At 67.9% G+C, this 17783-nt stretch carries 16 protein-coding genes and 1 pseudogene; 8 read left to right on the plus strand and 9 right to left on the minus strand.

Annotated elements, in window-relative coordinates:
• Window positions 1–218 precede the first annotated feature (218 nt).
• Complete coding sequence (locus DT057_RS20750) at window positions 219–551, plus strand: hypothetical protein (RefSeq protein WP_128564010.1); 333 nt, start codon at window positions 219–221, stop codon at window positions 549–551.
• A 118-nt stretch (window positions 552–669) separates the two neighbouring features.
• Window positions 670–2136, plus strand: coding sequence for an FAD-dependent oxidoreductase (locus DT057_RS20755; RefSeq protein ID WP_128564011.1), 1467 nt, complete (start codon window positions 670–672; stop codon window positions 2134–2136).
• 57 nt (window positions 2137–2193) lie between these two features.
• Here DT057_RS20755 and DT057_RS20760 read toward each other — a convergent pair whose 3' ends face one another.
• The gene (locus DT057_RS20760) at window positions 2194–3174 is read right to left on the minus strand and encodes an AraC family transcriptional regulator (protein WP_128564012.1); all 981 of its coding nucleotides are present in this window, start codon (window positions 3172–3174) and stop codon (window positions 2194–2196) included.
• Window positions 3175–3380: 206 nt separating this feature from the next.
• Between DT057_RS20760 and DT057_RS20765 the strand changes: the two genes are divergently transcribed.
• Window positions 3381–3899: a YkgB family protein gene (locus tag DT057_RS20765; RefSeq protein WP_128564013.1), complete on the plus strand. Its 519-nt coding sequence runs from the start codon at window positions 3381–3383 to the stop codon at window positions 3897–3899.
• A 236-nt stretch (window positions 3900–4135) separates the two neighbouring features.
• Here the strand turns inward: DT057_RS20765 and DT057_RS20770 are convergent, their stop codons facing one another.
• Complete coding sequence (locus DT057_RS20770) at window positions 4136–4756, minus strand: CGNR zinc finger domain-containing protein (RefSeq protein ID WP_128564014.1); 621 nt, start codon at window positions 4754–4756, stop codon at window positions 4136–4138.
• Window positions 4757–5005: 249 nt separating this feature from the next.
• Here DT057_RS20770 and DT057_RS20775 point away from each other — a divergent pair, with 249 nt between their 5' ends.
• The 4 genes from DT057_RS20775 to DT057_RS20790 all read left to right on the plus strand — a co-directional run bounded on the left by DT057_RS20775 (window position 5006) and on the right by DT057_RS20790 (window position 8417).
• Window positions 5006–5857 (plus strand): alpha/beta fold hydrolase, encoded by an 852-nt coding sequence (locus DT057_RS20775; protein ID WP_128564015.1) that lies wholly within the window; start codon window positions 5006–5008, stop codon window positions 5855–5857.
• A gap of 84 nt (window positions 5858–5941) precedes the next feature.
• Window positions 5942–6913, plus strand: coding sequence for a zinc-binding alcohol dehydrogenase family protein (locus DT057_RS20780; RefSeq protein WP_128564016.1), 972 nt, complete (start codon window positions 5942–5944; stop codon window positions 6911–6913).
• A 26-nt stretch (window positions 6914–6939) separates the two neighbouring features.
• Window positions 6940–7710: an SDR family oxidoreductase gene (locus DT057_RS20785; RefSeq protein WP_128564017.1), complete on the plus strand. Its 771-nt coding sequence runs from the start codon at window positions 6940–6942 to the stop codon at window positions 7708–7710.
• Between the two features lie 29 nt (window positions 7711–7739).
• The gene (locus tag DT057_RS20790) at window positions 7740–8417 is read left to right on the plus strand and encodes a haloacid dehalogenase type II (protein WP_128564018.1); all 678 of its coding nucleotides are present in this window, start codon (window positions 7740–7742) and stop codon (window positions 8415–8417) included.
• Between the two features lie 106 nt (window positions 8418–8523).
• Here the strand turns inward: DT057_RS20790 and DT057_RS20795 are convergent.
• Window positions 8524–8607 (minus strand): annotated as a pseudogene (locus tag DT057_RS20795) (ABC transporter ATP-binding protein); the annotation flags it as partial.
• 165 nt (window positions 8608–8772) lie between these two features.
• On the opposite strand from DT057_RS20795, the gene DT057_RS37540 reads away from it, so the two are divergent.
• Window positions 8773–9444 carry a dienelactone hydrolase family protein gene (locus DT057_RS37540; RefSeq protein ID WP_368859445.1) on the plus strand — a complete coding sequence of 224 codons (672 nt, stop codon included), beginning with the start codon at window positions 8773–8775 and terminating at the stop codon, window positions 9442–9444.
• A 94-nt stretch (window positions 9445–9538) separates the two neighbouring features.
• On the opposite strand, the gene DT057_RS20805 is transcribed toward DT057_RS37540, so the two are convergent.
• From DT057_RS20805 to DT057_RS20830, 6 genes are all read right to left on the minus strand, one after another.
• Window positions 9539–11218, minus strand: coding sequence for an ABC transporter ATP-binding protein (locus DT057_RS20805; RefSeq protein ID WP_238314242.1), 1680 nt, complete (start codon window positions 11216–11218; stop codon window positions 9539–9541).
• A gap of 101 nt (window positions 11219–11319) precedes the next feature.
• Window positions 11320–12162: an ABC transporter permease gene (locus DT057_RS20810; RefSeq protein WP_407068149.1), complete on the minus strand. Its 843-nt coding sequence runs from the start codon at window positions 12160–12162 to the stop codon at window positions 11320–11322.
• The gene (locus DT057_RS20815) at window positions 12162–13172 is read right to left on the minus strand and encodes an ABC transporter permease (RefSeq protein ID WP_128564022.1); all 1011 of its coding nucleotides are present in this window, start codon (window positions 13170–13172) and stop codon (window positions 12162–12164) included. The genes DT057_RS20810 and DT057_RS20815 overlap by 1 nt, the downstream gene beginning before the upstream one ends.
• A 36-nt stretch (window positions 13173–13208) precedes the next feature.
• Entirely contained in the window at window positions 13209–14846 is a 1638-nt protein-coding gene (locus DT057_RS20820) for an ABC transporter substrate-binding protein (RefSeq protein ID WP_128564023.1), read from the minus strand.
• Entirely contained in the window at window positions 14846–16117 is a 1272-nt protein-coding gene (locus tag DT057_RS20825) for an acyl-CoA dehydrogenase family protein (protein WP_203236335.1), read from the minus strand. Before DT057_RS20825 ends, DT057_RS20820 begins: the two co-directional genes overlap by 1 nt.
• Window positions 16110–17210: an LLM class flavin-dependent oxidoreductase gene (locus tag DT057_RS20830; protein WP_128564036.1), complete on the minus strand. Its 1101-nt coding sequence runs from the start codon at window positions 17208–17210 to the stop codon at window positions 16110–16112. Before DT057_RS20830 ends, DT057_RS20825 begins: the two co-directional genes overlap by 8 nt.
• Between the last annotated feature and the right edge of the window lie 573 nt (window positions 17211–17783).

Below are 17783 nucleotides of genomic sequence, written 5' to 3' on the forward strand. Positions count from 1 at the left end.
CTCGCGACGCCGGCCGCTCACCCAACCGTCAAGCTCATCAGCCGGTTCTGAAACGGGGTCTTAGCGAGCGGTGGCGACCCTGGTTGGGGAAGCAAGCTGGGGTGTAGAAAGTCTCATTTGAGACGATAGAGCATAATTTTGTCCGATGTAAGCATTCAAAGGATCTGTTGCCATTCCTAATGTAGCCCCACGTTCGCAACCAGGCGAAGGGGTGTCACATGTCTCACGGTGCTTGCTCTTCTGGCCAGACCGTTGGCTGGACCACGAAGTCGAAGCTGGTCTCGACCGCGCTCGCCGCCCTCGTTCTCGTCGGCACGGCGGTGACGCCTGCAGCGGCAGGGCACTTCCTGGCGGAGCCCCCCGCTGCCGCGAAGGCGGTCCGGCTGTCGCCGCTCCACACCACGATGAGCTTTCGGCGCGTGAGCGCCGTCGGCCAGACCAAGCCATCCGGTGCGGCCCTGGATTGGCGCGCCGGCACGACCTCCGGGCTCGACGCTCAAAGTCATCGCCTGGATCAGCTCATCAGCACCACGATTTGCAGTCGCTGTTGATCCGACGGATATCTAGCGCGACCGCAGCCGGAGATTGTCAACCGGATTGCCGGAACGCGTTCCCGCCCGCCTCCGCCGAGGCAGACCTTTGCGTACGCTTATTTCCGGAGCCACGACCATGAGCGCGACCGACCCATCACTCGACGCAAATCCGCGGCACGTGCAGGCAGGGGATGCGGAGGCAAGAACCGCATCCCAGCTGGAACACTTCGACGTGCTGATCCTCGGCAGTGGTCAAGGCGGCAAGCTGCTGGCTTGGCATCTGGGGCGCACCGGGCGGCGGGTCGCCGTTGTCGAGCGCCGCTGGGTCGGGGGCTCGTGTCCCAACATCGCCTGTCTGCCCAGCAAGAACGAGATCTGGAGCGCCAAGGTCGCGCACCTCGTGCGCCACGCCGCGCGGTTCGGGACCATCACCGGTCCCGTCACGACCGACATGGAGGCGGTCCGCCAACGCAAGCGAACGATGGTCGAGGGTGAGGTCGCGTTCCACCTCAAGGCATACCGCGAGGCCGGAGTCGACCTGATCATGGGCACTGGGCGTTTCGTCGCTCCGAAGACCCTGGAGGTGCGTCTCAACGATGGCGGCACGCGCGTGCTGACGGGCGATCAAGTGTTCCTCAATCTTGGAACACACGCGACCATCCCCGTCATTCCCGGGCTCGCGGAGGCCGCTCCGCTCACCCACATCGAGACCCTGGAGCTTGATGCCGTGCCCTCGCACCTGATCGTGCTGGGTGGCGGCTACGTCGGCCTGGAGATGGCGCAGGCCCTGGGCCGCTTCGGGAGCCGCGTGACGATCCTCCAAGCCGGGCCTCAGCTCCTGAGCAACGAGGATGCCGATGTCGCCACCGAGATGCAGGCGATCCTCGCTGCCGAGGGCATCACTGTTGTCACGCACGCCGAGACGCTGAGCGTGACGGGCCGCTCCGGGCAGGCGGTCAGCCTTGTCGTGCGCACAGGTGCCGGCGAGCAGACCATCGCGGGGAGCCACATTCTCGTCGCCGCCGGGCGTTCACCCAACACACAGGGGATCGGGCTGGAAGAGGCGGGCGTCACATTGACCGACCGAGGCTACATCCGCGTGAACGACCGTCTGGAGACCAGCGCGCCCGGGATATGGGCGCTTGGCGAGGCGGCAGGCAGCCCGCAATTCACCCACGTCTCCGTCGACGACTTCCGGATCATCCGGGACAATCTCGCCGGAGGCCAGCGTAGCACGCACGACCGCCTGGTCCCGGCCAACATGTTCACCGAGCCGCCGCTCGCCCGCGTCGGGCTGAACGAGCGCGAGGCGCAGCGCCAAGGCGTGACTGTCCGAGTGACGCGGCTGCCGATGAGCGCCGTGCTGCGGACGCAGACGACGGGTGAGACTCAGGGCTTCATGAAAGCGCTGGTCGGGGAGGATGATCGCATCCTGGGCTTCACCATGATCGGCTCCGAGGCCGGCGAGGTCTTGGCGGTGGCGCAGATGGCGATGCTGGCGGGCCTGCCCTACCAGCGGCTGCGGGATGCTGTCCTGGCGCACCCGACGATGGCGGAGGGGCTGGGTCCGCTCTTCGCGGGCGTGCCGCCACGTTCCTCGTAGCGCCCTGAAGGCGCCGCTGCCCGCGCCGGCCACCGGCGTGGAACACGGCTGCCGCTCTCACGAGGGGAGTGACAGGACGGGCGGTTCCGCGGTCTGCGCGCCCCGACGCCATTGCGCCGGTGTCACGCCCACGTGCTGCTTGAAGGCGCGCTGGAAGGCGGCTTCGGACTGGTACCCGGCCATCTCCGCGACCGCGCCGGTGCTCGCGGACGGGTTCCGCAACTCGTTCGCCGCCAGGGTCATGCGGATGTCCGTCAGCAGCTCGCTGGCGGACCGGCCCAGTCTCTCCTGGAACTGCCGCGCCACGGTCGCCCTCGACATGTTGCAGAGGCGCGCCAGCTTGGGCAGCGTCCACGGGCGACCCGGCTCGTTGAACAGGGCCGACAGGGCCGGAGCCAGGCGGGCGTGGCCCGCCAGGGCCAGCAGGCCGACCGGCGTCTCTCGGGCCTCGCTGGCCAGTCGCAGCGTCAGCGTGAACAGGGCCGTGGACAGCGCGTCCAGCATGGCCCGACCGCCCAGGCTGTCGGACACTGCCTCATGGCGCATGAGCGACACGAGGCCGGTCAGCACGTCCCGGGCTCCGGATGACGTGGCGAACGCGCCCGGGTCGGCCGTTCGCACCACAAGCCGCGGCGGCAGGTAGTCCCGCAGCAGGCGGTCCTGGGGGCGCGTGAGCATGAAGTGCCCGCAGAGCATGTCCAGCCGCTCGCCCGCGCCCGCATTCTCGCTGATCAGCAGGTTGGAGCCCGTCCGCGTGTGCGCCGGCGCCGCAGGGGCTCCGCTGCCATCGTGGAGGACGTGCGCCTCCCCCTGCGGGAGCAGCAGGATGTCCCCGGCCGAGAGGCACAGCGGCGGGTCGCGCGACGGATCCTCAAGCGTGGCCGTTCCAGCGACCACGGCGTGATAGGCCATCTCGCCGGCCCCTGCGCGAGGTTGGTCAATACGCCAGGGCGCGCCATAGACGCAGTAAATGTCGAGGCGACCGCGGACAGGAACGAGTGTGAGTAGGCGGCTGAGCCAGTCCACAGGTGGTGCCATGATGAGCCCGCTTGTTTGAGACGATAAAGCATTTCATTGCTTATCATCGGCATTAATCGTCTCGGATCAAGCTGGTAGACCGAGCTCGTGTTTGGCGTTTGGCCAAGCCGTGACCCGTTCCTCAGCGGGCCACCCCGCTGTCCGGCAACTCGGCGTCGGGCTGCCGCGACGGCATTCGCGCATGCGCCTACCGAAGGATCACAGCCATGAACTTACTTGTCTCTCTGCTGGCTCGCACCGGTCTCCTCAAAGAAGATGTCGATTATCATCTGCTACGGGCCGCGATGGTCATCATCTTCGCTTGGTTTGGATACGACAAATGGTTCGAGGTCGAGATCAGGGGGCTTCTTCCCTTGATTACGCACGGCCCGTTCACCTCTTGGACAATCCCGGTCCTGGGCATTCGAGGCACGGCCATTTTCCTCGGCGCCTCCGAATGGACCTTTGGCACACTCCTGTTCCTGGGCTTCTGGAATAAGAAACTGGGCGTATTGGGCGCTCTCGGTTCCACTGCCACTTTCATCTCGACTCTGACGATCTTGCCGTTCGCGCCTGATGCCTGGGATGCTGGCGCTGGCGGATTTCCCGCCATGGCAATGAATGCCGCCTTCCTCCTGAAGGATCTCGTCTTGCTGGTCGTCTCAGTCTACTTGCTCAGACAAGACGTGGCTCGGGTGATCGCGGTTCACGACGCCGGTGGAGAGCCCGGCACTTTCACCAGCTGACCGTATAAGGCCCAATCTCACAGCGCCGCTGGACCCCAGCTCAGGGTTCAGAGGCGCTGTTTTCGCCGGGCCCACCGCCAAGCCGGGATGCGGGCCGCGGATGAGCCTTCGCTGTTCTGCCTTCGTGCTTCGTCCGGCGCAGAACGTCCGAAGCACTGCACTACTCAACAACCGGCCACTCTCGCGGAGGCGGATCATCTCCTCGGTTCGCCCGGCGATACAGACGACCTCGCCAGTCAGGTCCTGAGACGGCTCCTGTGGGCTGCCTGCTTAGCCCTGTTGCCACAAACCGCCATGCTGCACCATCGCCGTGCTCGACCCCGAGTGTGGTCGGCAAACATCAGCGTGCAGGTATGACCCTCGCACGCCTTGATGTGCGTGAAGTTCTCATCACACACGAGCTGAGCCAGAGCCTCGGCAATCGGCTGGAGCAGGGAGTCCGGCGTGTGCCAATGACGGGAAGTCCGCAATGCAAGCTGCGCCACGCCCTCATCGTGCTCGGAGACGATCTGATTGAAGCGCTGATCCCGCTCGAGGAGCCTGTTGAGTGGCTTGAGCTCAGGTAGATCCTCGGGCGTGAGGGGGCGTCCTCGACGCTCGTCGACGAAGCCTCGGAACCACTCCCGCAATTGTCGAGCCCGGGCCGCGATGTCGTCGAGTTCACCGGGGGTCGCCCGGTCCCGAACGGCGGCGGACGTTGCCGCTCGCACGAGACCGGCCTGTTCCAGCCAGTTGAGCAGACCCTCACCGTCACCGATCCAGTCGATGGGTGTGTCGACCGGTGTCGCGATGGAATTGAGAAAATCGAGGCCTGGTGCGTCGGCCACGAAGATCGCTGGCGTGTGGTGATGGTCCATTCCGTTGCCTTGAGAGCCGCTGGCAGTCTCGACCTATATGACATCTAACCGGACAAATTGCATGGACCAGGTTAGGCGAGGCGCGTCCGAAATTTCCCTCACGAGCCGCTGCAGGAGCTTGGCACTGGCCGTTCAGGCACGATCCAGACTCGCCCGATCTCGTAACCATCTCAATAGCTGTTGACTGGTTATCGCATCCGAACCATAACCCCTGCAACGACATTGAAGTGGTTATGGGATCAGAACGCCATGTCCGTCATCCGCTATCGCTCGGCCGACGTCGACGGCTTCAGGATTGCCTTCCGAGAGGCTGGCTCTCCCGATGCTCCGAAGCTGCTCCTGCTCCACGGCTTTCCGAGTGCGGGGCACATGTTCCGCGATCTCATCCCGCTCCTGGCCGAACGTTTCCATCTCGTGGCACCCGATCTTCCCGGATTCGGTCAGTCGGACATGCCGGAGCGGGATCGCTTCACTTACAGCTTCGACAACATCGCTTCGGTGATCGACCGCTTCACCGAGGTGATCGGCTTCGACCGGTTCGCGATCTACGTCTTCGACTATGGCGCGCCGACGGGCTTCCGCATCGCTGCCAAACATCCGGAGCGGATCACCGGCATCGTCTCGCAGAATGGTAACGCCTACGAGGAGGGGCTCAGCGAGGGCTGGGGTCCGATCCGGGCCTACTGGCAGGATGCGTCCCCAGCCAACCGGGATGTCCTTCGCGACTTCCTGAAGCCGGAAACAACGATCTGGCAGTACACGCACGGCGTCCCGGACCCGGCCCTGGTCTCGCCGGACGGCTTTTCGCTCGACAACTACTATCTGGGTCGCCCCGGAGCCGGCGAAGTGCAGCTCGATCTGTTCGGTGACTACAAGAGCAACGTCGCTCTCTATCCGGTCTTCCAGGAGTACTTTCGCACCCACAGGCCGCGCTTTCTGGCCGTGTGGGGCCGCAACGATCCGTTCTTCTTGCCGGCGGGAGCAGAAGCCTTCCGGCGCGACATCCCGGACGCGCAGGTGACCTTCTTCGATACGGGCCACTTCGCGCTCGAGACCCACGCGGCCGAGATCGCTGCCGCAATCCAGGCCTTCCTCGTCTGAGCCTTGAGCCGGGATGCGGCCGATGCGCGTCCCGCCCCCCTCCATCCTGCGCCCGGCCGGCGCCCAGCACAAAGGACCATTGTCATGCGCGCCATCGTTCTGGACGGCTTCGGAGGCCTCGACGTTCTAACCTGCAAGGACATCCCCGAACCCGAACCGCTGGCCGGCCACGTCGTCATCGAGATCAAGGCCTTTGGCATCAACCATGCTGAGGTGCACATGCGCCGGGGCGAATGGGCCGAGGCGGCGCCGGTCTCGGGTATCGAGTGCGTCGGTATCGTCAAGTCGTGTCCCGGCGGCGAGTTTCCGGTCGGAGCCAAGGTGGCGGCGCTGATGGGTGGCCTCGGGCGCACCATCAACGGCAGCTACGCCCAGTTCACCCGGCCTCCGGTCGGCAACGTTGCGCTGATCGAGGCGGACCTCCCGTGGGCTGAGCTCGCGGCCATCCCCGAGACGTACGCCACCGCCTGGACCTGTCTGTTCCGCAATCTCGATATCCAGACGGAACAGCTTCTGCTGATCCGCGGCGCGACCTCGTCGTTCGGCCAAGCCGCCCTCAAGATGGCGGTGAATGCCGGAGCTCGCGTCATCGCCACAACGCGCAATCCCGAGCGGTTCGCCAAGTTGCAGGCGTTGGGGGCGGAGCGCTGCGAGATCGAACGGCCGGATCTGTCGAAGCACATCTCCGACGCGAAGCAGATCGACGCGGTTCTGGATCTCGTCGGCAACAGCGTGGTCCTGGACTCGCTCGCGACGCTCCGCCGGGGCGGTCGTTCGTGCCTGGCCGGCTGGCTGGGCGGCCTCGACCCGATCCCAGACTTCAACCCGCTGCTGCAGATGTCGAGCGGCGTCTACCTGACCTTCTTCGGCAGCTTCGTGTTCGGCACACCCGGCTTCCCGCTCGCCGACGTCCCGCTCGGGCGGATCGCTCAGGACGCCGCTGCAGGGCGGCTCGACGTGAAGCCTGCGCGCATCTTCGGCTTCGACGAGGTCCGCGAGGCGCATCGCCTGATGGAGGCGAACGCGGCCGGCGGCAAGATGGTCGTCGTGCACTGAGCCCGATCCGATCGAAGGAGATCGAGATGACGAAGACGGTCGCCATCGTGACCGGGGCCAGCCAGGGTATCGGTCGAGCCACGGCAATGCGCCTGGCCCAAGACTTCTCGGCGCTTGTGCTGGTGGCGCGCAACCGCACCAAGCTCGAGGAGACAGCTTCGGCCGTGAGGGAAGGTGGGTCCGAAGCCCTCGTGATCGACCGTGATCTTGCCGAGCCCACGGCGGCCGCGACGGTTGTCGAGCAGACGCTGTCCGCGTTCGGGCGCATCGATGCACTGCTCAACATTGCGGGCGCGGTTCCCGGGCTGGACGTCTTTCAGATGACGGATGAGCAGTGGGATGTGGGCCTGGAACTCAAGCTTCACGGAGCGCGGCGCCTCACCGTTCAAGCGTGGGACGCCCTCAGGATGTCCAAGGGCACGGTCGTGTTCACGTCCGGTAATGCCGCCATGACCCCGAAGGCGGCCGCAGCTGCGGTGGGTGCGATCAACGCGTGCATAGAGGCGTTGGCAAAGGCGTTCGCGGAACGCGGCATCGTGGATGACGTGCAGGTCAACTGCGTATCCCCGGGTGCGATCATGACCGACCGCCGCACGGCGATGCTCGAGAGAGCTGCTGCGGCCAAGGAGATCAACATCGCGGAAGCGAAGCAGAGCTTCTTGAAACAGGCCGGCATCGCCCGTTTCGGGACAGCGGAGGAGATCGCGGACCTCATGGCATTCGCCGTCTCGCCGGCGGCGCATTGGATGACCGGGACCGTGCTCCGGATGGACGGTGGAGAGATCAGGTCGGTCTGAGTTCAGTCCCACTCTTCCAGGAGGCCATCATGTCCACGCCTGACTTCCTTGCCGGTGCCCGCGCCGTCGTCTTCGATGCCTACGGCACCTTGCTCGATGTACATTCGGCCGTGCAGCGCCATACCCGCGCGGTCGGATCGGACGCGAAGACGTTGTCGGACACGTGGCGCCAGAAGCAGCTCGAATATTCCTGGGTGCTCTCACTGTGCGGCCGGTACACGGCATTCTGGACTTTGACGGAGCGGGCGCTCGATTATGCGCTGGCCCGCCATCCGAACGTCGACCCGTCGTTGAGGCCGGCACTTCTGGAAGCCTATCGAAGGCTGGACGCCTACCCGGAAGTGCCCGCGACCCTCGACGCACTTCAAGCGGTCGGCCTGAAAACAGCGATCCTGTCCAATGGCGACACGGCGATGCTCGACATGGCGGTCAGGAGCGCTGCGCTTCACGATCACCTCGACGCGGTATTGTCTGTCGACCCGGCGGGGATCTACAAGACCAGCCCTCGCGCTTATGACCTTGCGCCCGAGCGGCTCGGTGTCGGCATCCGCGAGACCGTGTTCGTGTCTTCAAATCGGTGGGACGTCGCTGGAGCGGCCGCCTATGGCTTCACACCGGTGTGGGTCAATCGCACGGGTCAGCCGGACGAGTATCCCGACCTTGCTCCAGTGCAGGTCATCGACAGCCTCAACGCGCTCCTCAGGTAGACACTGTCGCAACGCACGTGCATTCGAATAGACCTGGCTCTGGCGGAATGTTCCAGATTTGCCGACTTCTCAGAACGCTGCCTTGTATGTTGCGGTGAAAAATCGGGCCGATCGCGACCATCTGCTGCTCGCCGCCCGAGAGCGTGCGGGCCGCCTGGCGGCGCCGGGAGCCGAGCTGCGGGAAGAGGTCACGCTGCGCAGGGCCGCCGCACGCTCCCGGGGGGCCGGGTGTAGGCGCCGGTCAAATGGACACCGGTTCGCCGCAGACAATGCGGCAGAATCAAAAACCCAGAGCAGCGGCCGATCGCAGCATGATCGGATGCTGCTTTAAGGAGAGCAGGTGGACGTCGATGCCGTGGTCGGGGATGTCGGGCAGGCGGCGGGGTCGCTCCGCTCCGAGCTCGCCCCCCACGCCGGCGTGGCGCTCATCGGCTTCTGCCTCGGCGGGCGCCTCGCCGTCCTGGCTGGGCTGCGCGAGCCCGTTGACGCCGCGATCGGCTACTACGCCGTCAAGCTCGACCGTCACCTTGACGAGCTGCGGGCGCTCGCGACGCCCACGATCCTCCATTTCGGGGAAACCGATCCCTGGGTGCCGGACGAGACGGTCCGCGCCATCGGCGGCATCCTGGCGGACCGGCCGGGGCTGGCGATCCACATCTATCCCGGCACAGGTCACGGCTTCGCGCACACCGGCTATCTGCCCTGCGACGCCGCCGCGACGAGCCTCGCTCATCGGCGCACGGCGGAACGCCTGGACAGTCTGACGGCGACACGCCGAGGCGCGCGAGGACGCGCCATGCGCGAGCCGGGAACGGGACTTTGCTCCGCCGAGAGAAGTTCTGGTCCAACGGTTGGGCCCGGCTCCCCGGCAAGGTCACGGCAGGCGCAGCTCCCGGCCGCCCGGCCGTCTCCGCGACCGAGATCATCGGCCTGCGCAGCGAGGCCGAGCCGCCACACACCTGAGCGGAGCCGATCGACTGCCTCGCGTAAGCGGCCGCGCAGTGATCGCCTGGAGCAATCGGCGTGAGGCCGTACAGGACACGACCGTTCCGAGGTGCTCGCGCTTCCCGACCACCGGGAGCGTGAGCGTCCGGGCGGGCCGCTTGCCGGCACGGGGAGCGTCAGGCGGTGAGCGGCACGCTCACCGCCCGGGATCGCCAGGATGGCGTCGAGGCCGTGCTCGCGATCCCGGACGGGACCGAGTCCAGCAACGCCGCGGTATAGGCATGCCTCGGATGGTCGAAGATGTCGGAGACGGTCCCCTCCTCGACGACACGCCCGCGGTGCATCACCGAGACGGTGTGGGCGAGCTGGCGCACGAGTGCCAGGTCGTGGGACACGAAGACGTAGGTCAGGCCGAGCTCGGCCTGCAGCGAGAGCAGCACCTCGACGATGTCGGCCTGGACGCTGACGTCGAGCGCGGAGGTTGGCTCGTCGAGCACGATCACGTCGGGCCTGAGGACCAGCGCCCGGGCGATCGCCACCCGCTGGCGCTGGCCGCCCGACAGGGCGTCCGGCCGGCGCGAGAGCAGGCGCTCGCTGAGCCCGACATCGGCCAGCACCTCGCGGACCCGCTCCGCCCGCTCCTGCCGGGTTCCGACCTTGAACCGGTCGAGGGGCTCGCGCACCAGCGCCTTGACCTTCCAGGTCGGATCGAGAGAGGTGAACGGGTTCTGATAGACGAGCTGGAGTTGGCGGCGCACCGCGCGCAGGCTCTCATGCGAGCGGCCGGTGACCGAATGGCCGGCGACCAGGATCGATCCGGCGTCCGGCTCCTCGAGCCCGAGCAACAGCCGGATCGTCGTCGTCTTGCCCGAGCCCGACTCGCCGACGAGCGCGTGCGTGGTCCCGGCCGGGACGGCGAACGAGACGTCGTCGACGGCCTTCACCACCGTGCCGTCGACCGTGAAGGTCTTGGTGACGGCGCTGACCGCAATCTTCGGTGCCCGGCTGGCCTCGCTCCGGCGCGCGTGCGCGTCGCGCAGTCTGGCGTAGCGATCCGGGTTCAGGCTCGGCACGTCGGCGTGCAGCTTCCTCGCGTAGGCCGAGGCCGGCGCGGCGAAAACTGCCGCTGTGCGGCCCGCCTCCTGCACGACACCGTCCTTGAGCACCACCAGCGCGTCCGCCCGCTCGGCGGCGATCGCGAGGTCGTGGGTGATGAGGAGCAGGCCGATCTCGCGCTCCTGCCGCAGCCGGGAGATGAGGTCGAGGATCCGCTTCTGGACCGTGACATCGAGGGCGGAGGTCGGCTCGTCGGCGATCAGCAGAGCCGGCCGCGGGAGAATCGCGAGGCCGATCAGCACGCGCTGCAGCATGCCGCCGGAGAGATGGTGCGGGTAGGCGTCGTAGACGCGCCGGGGATCGTCGAGCCCGACCTCGGCGAAGGTCTCGAGGATCAGCTCCCTGCGGCGCGCCCGGTCGGGCTCGTCGAGGAGGGCGGCGGCCTCCTCCGCCTGTGCGCCGATCGTGCGGACGGGGTTGAGCGCGGTGCCGGGGTCCTGCGGCACGAAGCCGATGGCCCGCCCCCGCAGCGGCCGGAACCGGCGCTCGGGAAGCCCCAGCACCTCCCGGCCGTCGAACGCGACCCGGCCGGTTGCGTGCCCGCTGCCCGGCAGCAGCCGCAGCAACGCGCGGGCGATGGTCGACTTGCCCGAGCCGGACTCGCCGATGAGGGCGAGGCCCTCGCCCCGACCGAGCACGAACTCGACGCCCGAGACGACCTCCTGCCGCCCGTAGGACACCGACAGGCCGTCGACGCGGAGCAAGGGGCTCGGCACCGGCCCGGTGCGCGGGAGCGGCATGACCGGAGCCGCGTCCGATCGCGTCGCCATCGGACGCGGCCCCAGGTCGTTGGGTCTGGCGCGTTGTCTTCGAAGAACCGGGAGCCACGTCGTTGGAGAATCTAGTCCGTCCTGCGGAGCCATCGGCTGATCCTGTTGAGCGAGAGGACGGCCGCGACCGTGACGAGGGCGGGCGCATAGACGAGCCACGGCCATCTGAGGTAGTCCTTGCCGGTCGCGATCAGCAGGCCCCAGTCCGAGGCGGGCGGCGGGTCGCCGTAGCCCAGGAAGGCGAGGCTGGCGATCACCAGGATCGATAGCCCGAATTGCAGCACCGCGAGCGCCAGCACGGAGCGCGACGCGTTCGGCAGCACGTGGCGCAGCAGGACGTGCCAGCGCGAGCCGCCCTGCAGGAACGCCGCCTCGACGAAGGTCGCCTGCCGGGTCTTGATGACCTCCGAGCGCATCACCCGGGCGAAGACGGCGACCGCCGAGACGCCGGTGGCGATGGCGGTGTTCGTGGTGTCGAAGCCGAGGGCGGTGACGATGATGACGGCGAGCAGGAAGCGCGGGATGGCCAGCAGGATGTCGACCAGGCGGGCCAGCACGACGTCGACGAAGCCGCCGAGGAAGCCGGCGAGCAACCCGATGAGCCCGCCGGCGAACACCCCGATGATGACGGCGAGGAGCGCGCTCGTCACCGAGGAGGCCGTGCCGTAGACGACGCGGGCGTAGAGGTCGCGCCCGAGATGGTCGGTGCCGAACCAGTGCGCGGCGCTCGGGCCGAGCAGCTTGTGGGCCGGGACGCCCCCGACTGGGTCGTAGCCCGTGAACAGGCCCGGCGCGAGCGACCAGGCGATCACGATCGCGATGATCGCGAGCGACAAGGCGACGGTCAGCGGCAGCCGCAGGGCCGGCCGCCGGCCGTTCGCCGCGCGCGAGACCGCGAGGAGGGGGGCGGCCATCATCCCGTCACCGTCCGCAAGGCGGGGGCAGAGCTGTCACCGTCGGTCTCGGGCCGGCGTTTCGGGGCGCCGACGAGCTGCAGGCGTGGGTCCAGCAGCGGGTAGACGAGGTCGGCGAGCAGGTTGACGAGGACGAAGACCACCGCCGCGAGCGAGACGACCGCCTGCAGCACCGGCAGGTCCTGCGCCGCCGCCGAGCGCTGCACCAGGCTCCCGATTCCGTTGCGTCCGAACACCGCCTCGGTGACGAGCGAGCCGCCGAGCACCTCGCCGACCGTGAGCGCGATGACGGTGACGACCGGCAGCGAGGACGGCTTGAGCAGGTGCCGGGCGAAGAGGCGCGCGGGGTTGAGGCCGCGGCTGCGCGCGACGGCGGCGTAGTCCTGCCGCGCCTCGTGGTCGAGGTTCGCGATCAGCACCTCGGCGATCTGCGCCGAGATCGGGATGCCGAGCGCAAACGCCGCGAAGGCGGTCGCCCAGAGGCTCTCGGGCTCGATCACCCGGAAGAGGCCGAGCTGGAAGCCGAAGGCGTGGATCAGCACCAGGCCGATCACGAAGTTGGGCACTGACAGAAACAGCGACGGGAAGCCCCGAAGCAGGCCCTGGCCGAGGCGCTTCGGAACGAACTGGGTGCCGTAGGCGATCGTGGTCGCCAGCACGAGCGCGACGGCGAGGCCCGCGGAGGCGAGCGCCAGCGTCGAGGGCAGCACCTCGGCGACCAGAGTCGTCACGGGGCGGCTCGACCGCATCGACAGCCCGAAATCGCCGGACAGGAAGTGCGACAGGGAGGTCCACAGCTGAACCAGCAGCGGCTGATCCAGGCCCTGCGCGGCGATGATCGCCTGGATCTGCTCCTCGCTGAACCCGTTCTGGGGATCACGCAGGACGTTGCTGACCGGGTCACCGGGCAGAATGCTGACGACCACGAAGGTGAAGAGGTAAGCCAGCAGGATGACGGCGACCGCCTGGGCGAGGCGCTTGCCGGCATAGATCAGATAGGGATTCCTCATGTCGATCGCCTCACCCTGGCGCGGCCGCATCGCGGACTACTCACCCTTGGTCGCAGTGTAATAGCTGGCATACGCGATGCCGTTGTACGTCTCGCCCTTGAGCTTCGGGGACTGCACGTAGATGCGCTGGACGATCTGCGTCCGCGGGATGTAGTAGCCCTGCTCGAGGACGTATCTCTGCAGCTCGTCGAGGAGCGGATCGCGAGTCGCGACGGAATTGGCGCCCGCGATGCGGTCGCGGAGGTCGTTCATCTTCGGATCGCTGTCGGCGAGGGAAAACCAGTTCTCGCCGTTGTTGGCGTTGGTGAGGATGCTGGCGACGGTGCCGGCATCGATGAAGCTGCGCGTCACCTCGTAGGCGGGCACCGCCGGCCCACCGATCAGGACTTTCTGGCCGAAGGTCACGACGTCGTAGGCGCGGATGTCGACCTTCCAGCCGATCCTGCCGAGCTGCTGGGCAATGAGCTCGTCCACCGACTTCGCGGTCGCGAGGTAGGGGTTGGAGTAGAGCGTCAGCGTCAGCGGCTTGCCGTCCCGGGTGCGGATGCCGCCGCGGCCCCTGGTCCAGCCCGCCTCGTCCAAGAGCCGCTCGGCCTTGCCGGGATCGTAGGCGAGGAGGGCGCTGTGATCGGCCGCCCCGGGCACGTTGCTCTGGATGAACGACGTCGCGAGCTTCCAGTCGGGCGTGTAGACGGTGTCGAGTATCTCCTGGCGGTTGATGCCGGCCTGCAGCGCCTGACGGACCTTGACGTCGTTGTAGGGCGCGAGCCGGGTGTTGATCGCCCAGCCGTTGACGAAGCCGAGGTAGCGCGGCGTGGCGACGGTGAAGCCGGCCTCCTTGAGGGATTTCAGCTCCTGCGGAGAGGCGTTGTAGGCGATGTCGGCTTGGCCCGACTGGACGGCGGAGACCCTGAGCGAGGGCTCGCCCACCACCTTATAGGTGATCGAGTCGAGGTGGGCCGGGCCGGTATGGCCGACCGCTGCAGGGCCCCACTCGTAGTCCTTGCGCCTGACCAGCTTGACGAAGTCGCCCTCCTTCCAGGCGGCGACCACGAAGGGACCGCTGCCGGCGCTCCTGGCGAGGTCGGCCTGCTGGGTGGCGGGCTTCGCCAGGGTCTTCGGCGAGATCAGGATCGAGCCGTGGTAACCGAGGGTCGGGATGAAGCCGAGCGTCGGTGCCTTGAAGAACACCTTCACGGTCCTGGGGTCCACCGCCTCGGAGCGGTCGTAGGTCTTCGGGAACAGGCCGATCGGGTTGATGCCCTCCTTGATGCGGCCAGCGTGCCAGATGTCGAGGTTGGCGACGACGGCAGCGGCGTCGAGCGGCGCGCCATCGGAGAAGGTCGCGCCCGCTCTGAGGTGGAGGGTGAACTCGGTGGCTTCGGCGTTCTGCTCCCAGCCCGTGGCGATCCAGGGGCTGACCTTGCCGTCGGCATCAACGTACGCGAGCTTATCGGTGACGTGACCCCAGATGTGGCCCTGGAAGCTCGAGATCGCGCTGTTGTTTGGGATCCAGGTGGGCCCCAGCGAGTCGATCAGGAAGATGACATCACCGCCCTCGCGCGGGCCCGGCCCGCCCGCCGGGAAGGCAGGACGCGCAAGCGCGCCCGCGACCGCGACGGCCAGCGCGGCCGACAGCAGGCCGCGGCGCGACGGGGAAAGACTTGCGGTCATCACGTGATCCTGAGTGTTCTGGGTGTGCCCTGGAACGGGGTTTGCGCGGGGAGCAGCCGATCCGCGAAGGCTCGTCCGTCCGGAGCGGCCGCGATCTGCGCGCGCTCCTTGCCGGCCGCCGTCGCGGCGGTCCGGGCGGAGAAGGCGGCCCTGCCGAGGATCGCGATCACCGTGTCCTCCTGCGGAGCGTGCACGAGCACCGACTGGATGTCGCGGAAGTGCCGCTCCAAGCCGGTGTCGCGGCTCAGGCCTGGATTGCCGAGCGCGCTGACCGCGAGCTGCACCGCCTGCCGCAGCTGCCGGCCGGCGAGGAGCCGGGCGCGCAGGAGCTTGTCCGGCTCGCCCGCGGCGTGATCGAGCGCGCCGAGGATGAGCTGGCGCGCGCCGCTCACGAGCAGGTCGATCTCGCCCGCGAGCGCGACGAAGCGCTCGGTGCGGGCGATCGGATAGCCGAGATTGGCCGGGACCCGGCCCTCGGCGAAGGCCAGGAAGGCTTCCTGCGCCGCCTCGGCGACGCCGAGATAGAGGGCGGTGACGACGAGGGTGTTCACCGCCTGGGCGCGGTTGTCCTGCCCGGCAACGTCGGCGCCAGCCAGGCCGATCACGTTGTCGCGGCCGACCTCGACCCCGTCGAAGACGACGTCGTGCGAGCCGCTCGCCCGCAGGCCGAGGCTCGCCCAGGTCCCGGTGATTCCGATGCCCGGGGCACCGCCCGGCACGATGAAGGTGCCGACCCGCTGCGGGGTCTCGTCGGTGCTCGCCCAGACGAGGAAGTAGGACAGGCCCTCGCAGCCGGTGACGAAGCGCTTGGTCCCGCCGATCGACCAGCCCCCGGGAGTGCGGCGCGCGAGTGTCCGCGGCAGGCCGCCCCGCGCCGGGGAGCCGAGCTCGGGTTCCCCCCGCGCGGCGTTGAGGAGTACAGGACGCTGCCGCCCTTCCGCCAGCACCCGCTCGTAGAGCGCGTCGGGCCAGGGGCTGCTCTGCGCTTGGTGCCGGTGGCTGAACAGGGTCATCAGGCTGATGAGTGCGACGGAGGGATCGCCGCGTCCGAGCGCGGCGGCGAGCCGGGCGAGGTCGCCGAGCGAGAGGTCGCGTCCGCCGTAGCGTTCCGCCACGGTCAGTTCGAGCAGGCCGGCCTCGTGGACGATCCGGATGCCCTCGTGCGGGAAGGAAGCGGCGGCATCCGCCGCGGGCGCCGCCGCCGCGAGCCGCGTCACCACGCCGGAGAGGTCGAGCCCCGCGACCACCACCCCGTTGTTGTCCTCAGGCATAGGCGCGCGTCTCGACGGCGCGGCGGTCGAGCCCGTCCCGGACGAGGGGCAGCACGTAGCGGCCGTAATCGATCGCGTCGTTGAGGTTGTCGTAGCCGCGGATCGAGATCAGCTCGGCGCCGAGATCGACGTAGTCGAGGATCGACTCGGCGATGGTCCGCGGCGAGCCGACGAGGGCGGTCGTGGCGCCGCTGGCATTCGTCGCCGTGACGGTCGGGTACCAGAGGGCGCGGTCGTGGACGTCGCCGCGGGCCGCGATGGCGAGCAGGCGCTGCGAGCCGACATTGGCGGGGTGGGCCGCCGCCGCAGGCGCCCTGCCGAGACCCTTGGCCCGGTTCGCGTTGAGCGCGTCGAGCGTGCGGTGCGCCTTCGCCCAGGCGAGGTCGTCCGTCTCGGCGACGATCGGCCGGAAGGTCACCCAGATGCGCGGCCGGTCGGTGCGCCCGGCACGCGCCGCCTCGGCGTGGATTCGCGCGATCTGCTCCCGTGTCTCGGCGAGCGGCTCGCCCCAGAGCCCGAAGATGTCGGCGAGCGCACCACCGACGCGGTAGGCGGCATCGGACGAGCCGCCGACCGAGACCGGAATCGTTCCGGCGATCGGCCGGACGGCGTTCCGGAACTGCTTGAACCGGTAATACTTGCCGCTGAAGTCGAACGGCTCCGCCGAGTTCCAGGCGCGGCGCAGGATGCGGATGTATTCCTCGAGACGCTCGTAGCGTTCTTCCTTCGGCAGGAAGTCGCCTTCGCTCGCCTGCTCCGCGTCGCTGCCGCCGGCAATGAAGTGGACGACGACCCGGCCGCCGCTCAGCTGGTCGAGCGTCGCGAGCGCCTTCGCGGCCACGGTTGGATAGAGGGTGTTCGGACGCAGCGCGATGATGATCTTGATGTCTCTGGTATGGGCTGCGATCGTCGCCCCGATCGTGAACGGATCGAAGGACGAGGAGGCGTACGGCACGAGTGTATAGTTGAAGCCGTATTCGTCGAGCGTGCGGGCGTAACGCAGAAGAAATGCGGGATCGATGGCTGGATCCCGCACCGGATTGATCTCGTTCGACGGATTCGTGAACGTCACGCTGATGAATTCGGCTGTCACGTCCACTCTGCCATCCTGCAATAAACTCCACGATACTGTGTTCGGAGAGATCACGTAAGCCAGGATTTTTCCTTTTCGGATCTGCGAACGGAAGGAATTTCCAAAGTTGCCGAATTTGATGGATCGAAGCATGAGCTGCCCCGGCGGATCGGGAATTGCCTGGCCGCGGCCGCACCTGAGCTCGACTTTGGCCGATCGCCCCATGCCAGCGGACAGCATCCACCTGCACGCCTGAGCGCGCCGAAGGAGTTTTGTACGCTGACCATGTGCACGGGACATCGTGAAAAGTCCCGGCCTGTCTGCCGACGAGCCAGTCTCGAGCTCTCACTCCTCGTTACTGTAACCGGGCCGGGTTGCCTCGGCCTGCCATGGGAACGCGGTCGCTTGCCGGCTCGGCTCCTGACTGCGCGCGTAACCCCGGGCAGCCGGCCGCGGATTGGCCAAAGTCGAGCTCAGCACTCGGCACCCCCGTCGCCGGCGAAGCGGCCGGCAGGCGGGATCGCGTCAGACGGCAGGCGCTCTGTAGACCTCGCCGCGCATCACCACCGCCCAGGATGAGACCCAACGACCTCA

It is taken from the genome of Methylobacterium crusticola (genome assembly GCF_003574465.1).
In the GTDB taxonomy this organism is placed as follows: Bacteria; Pseudomonadota; Alphaproteobacteria; order Rhizobiales; family Beijerinckiaceae; genus Methylobacterium; species Methylobacterium crusticola.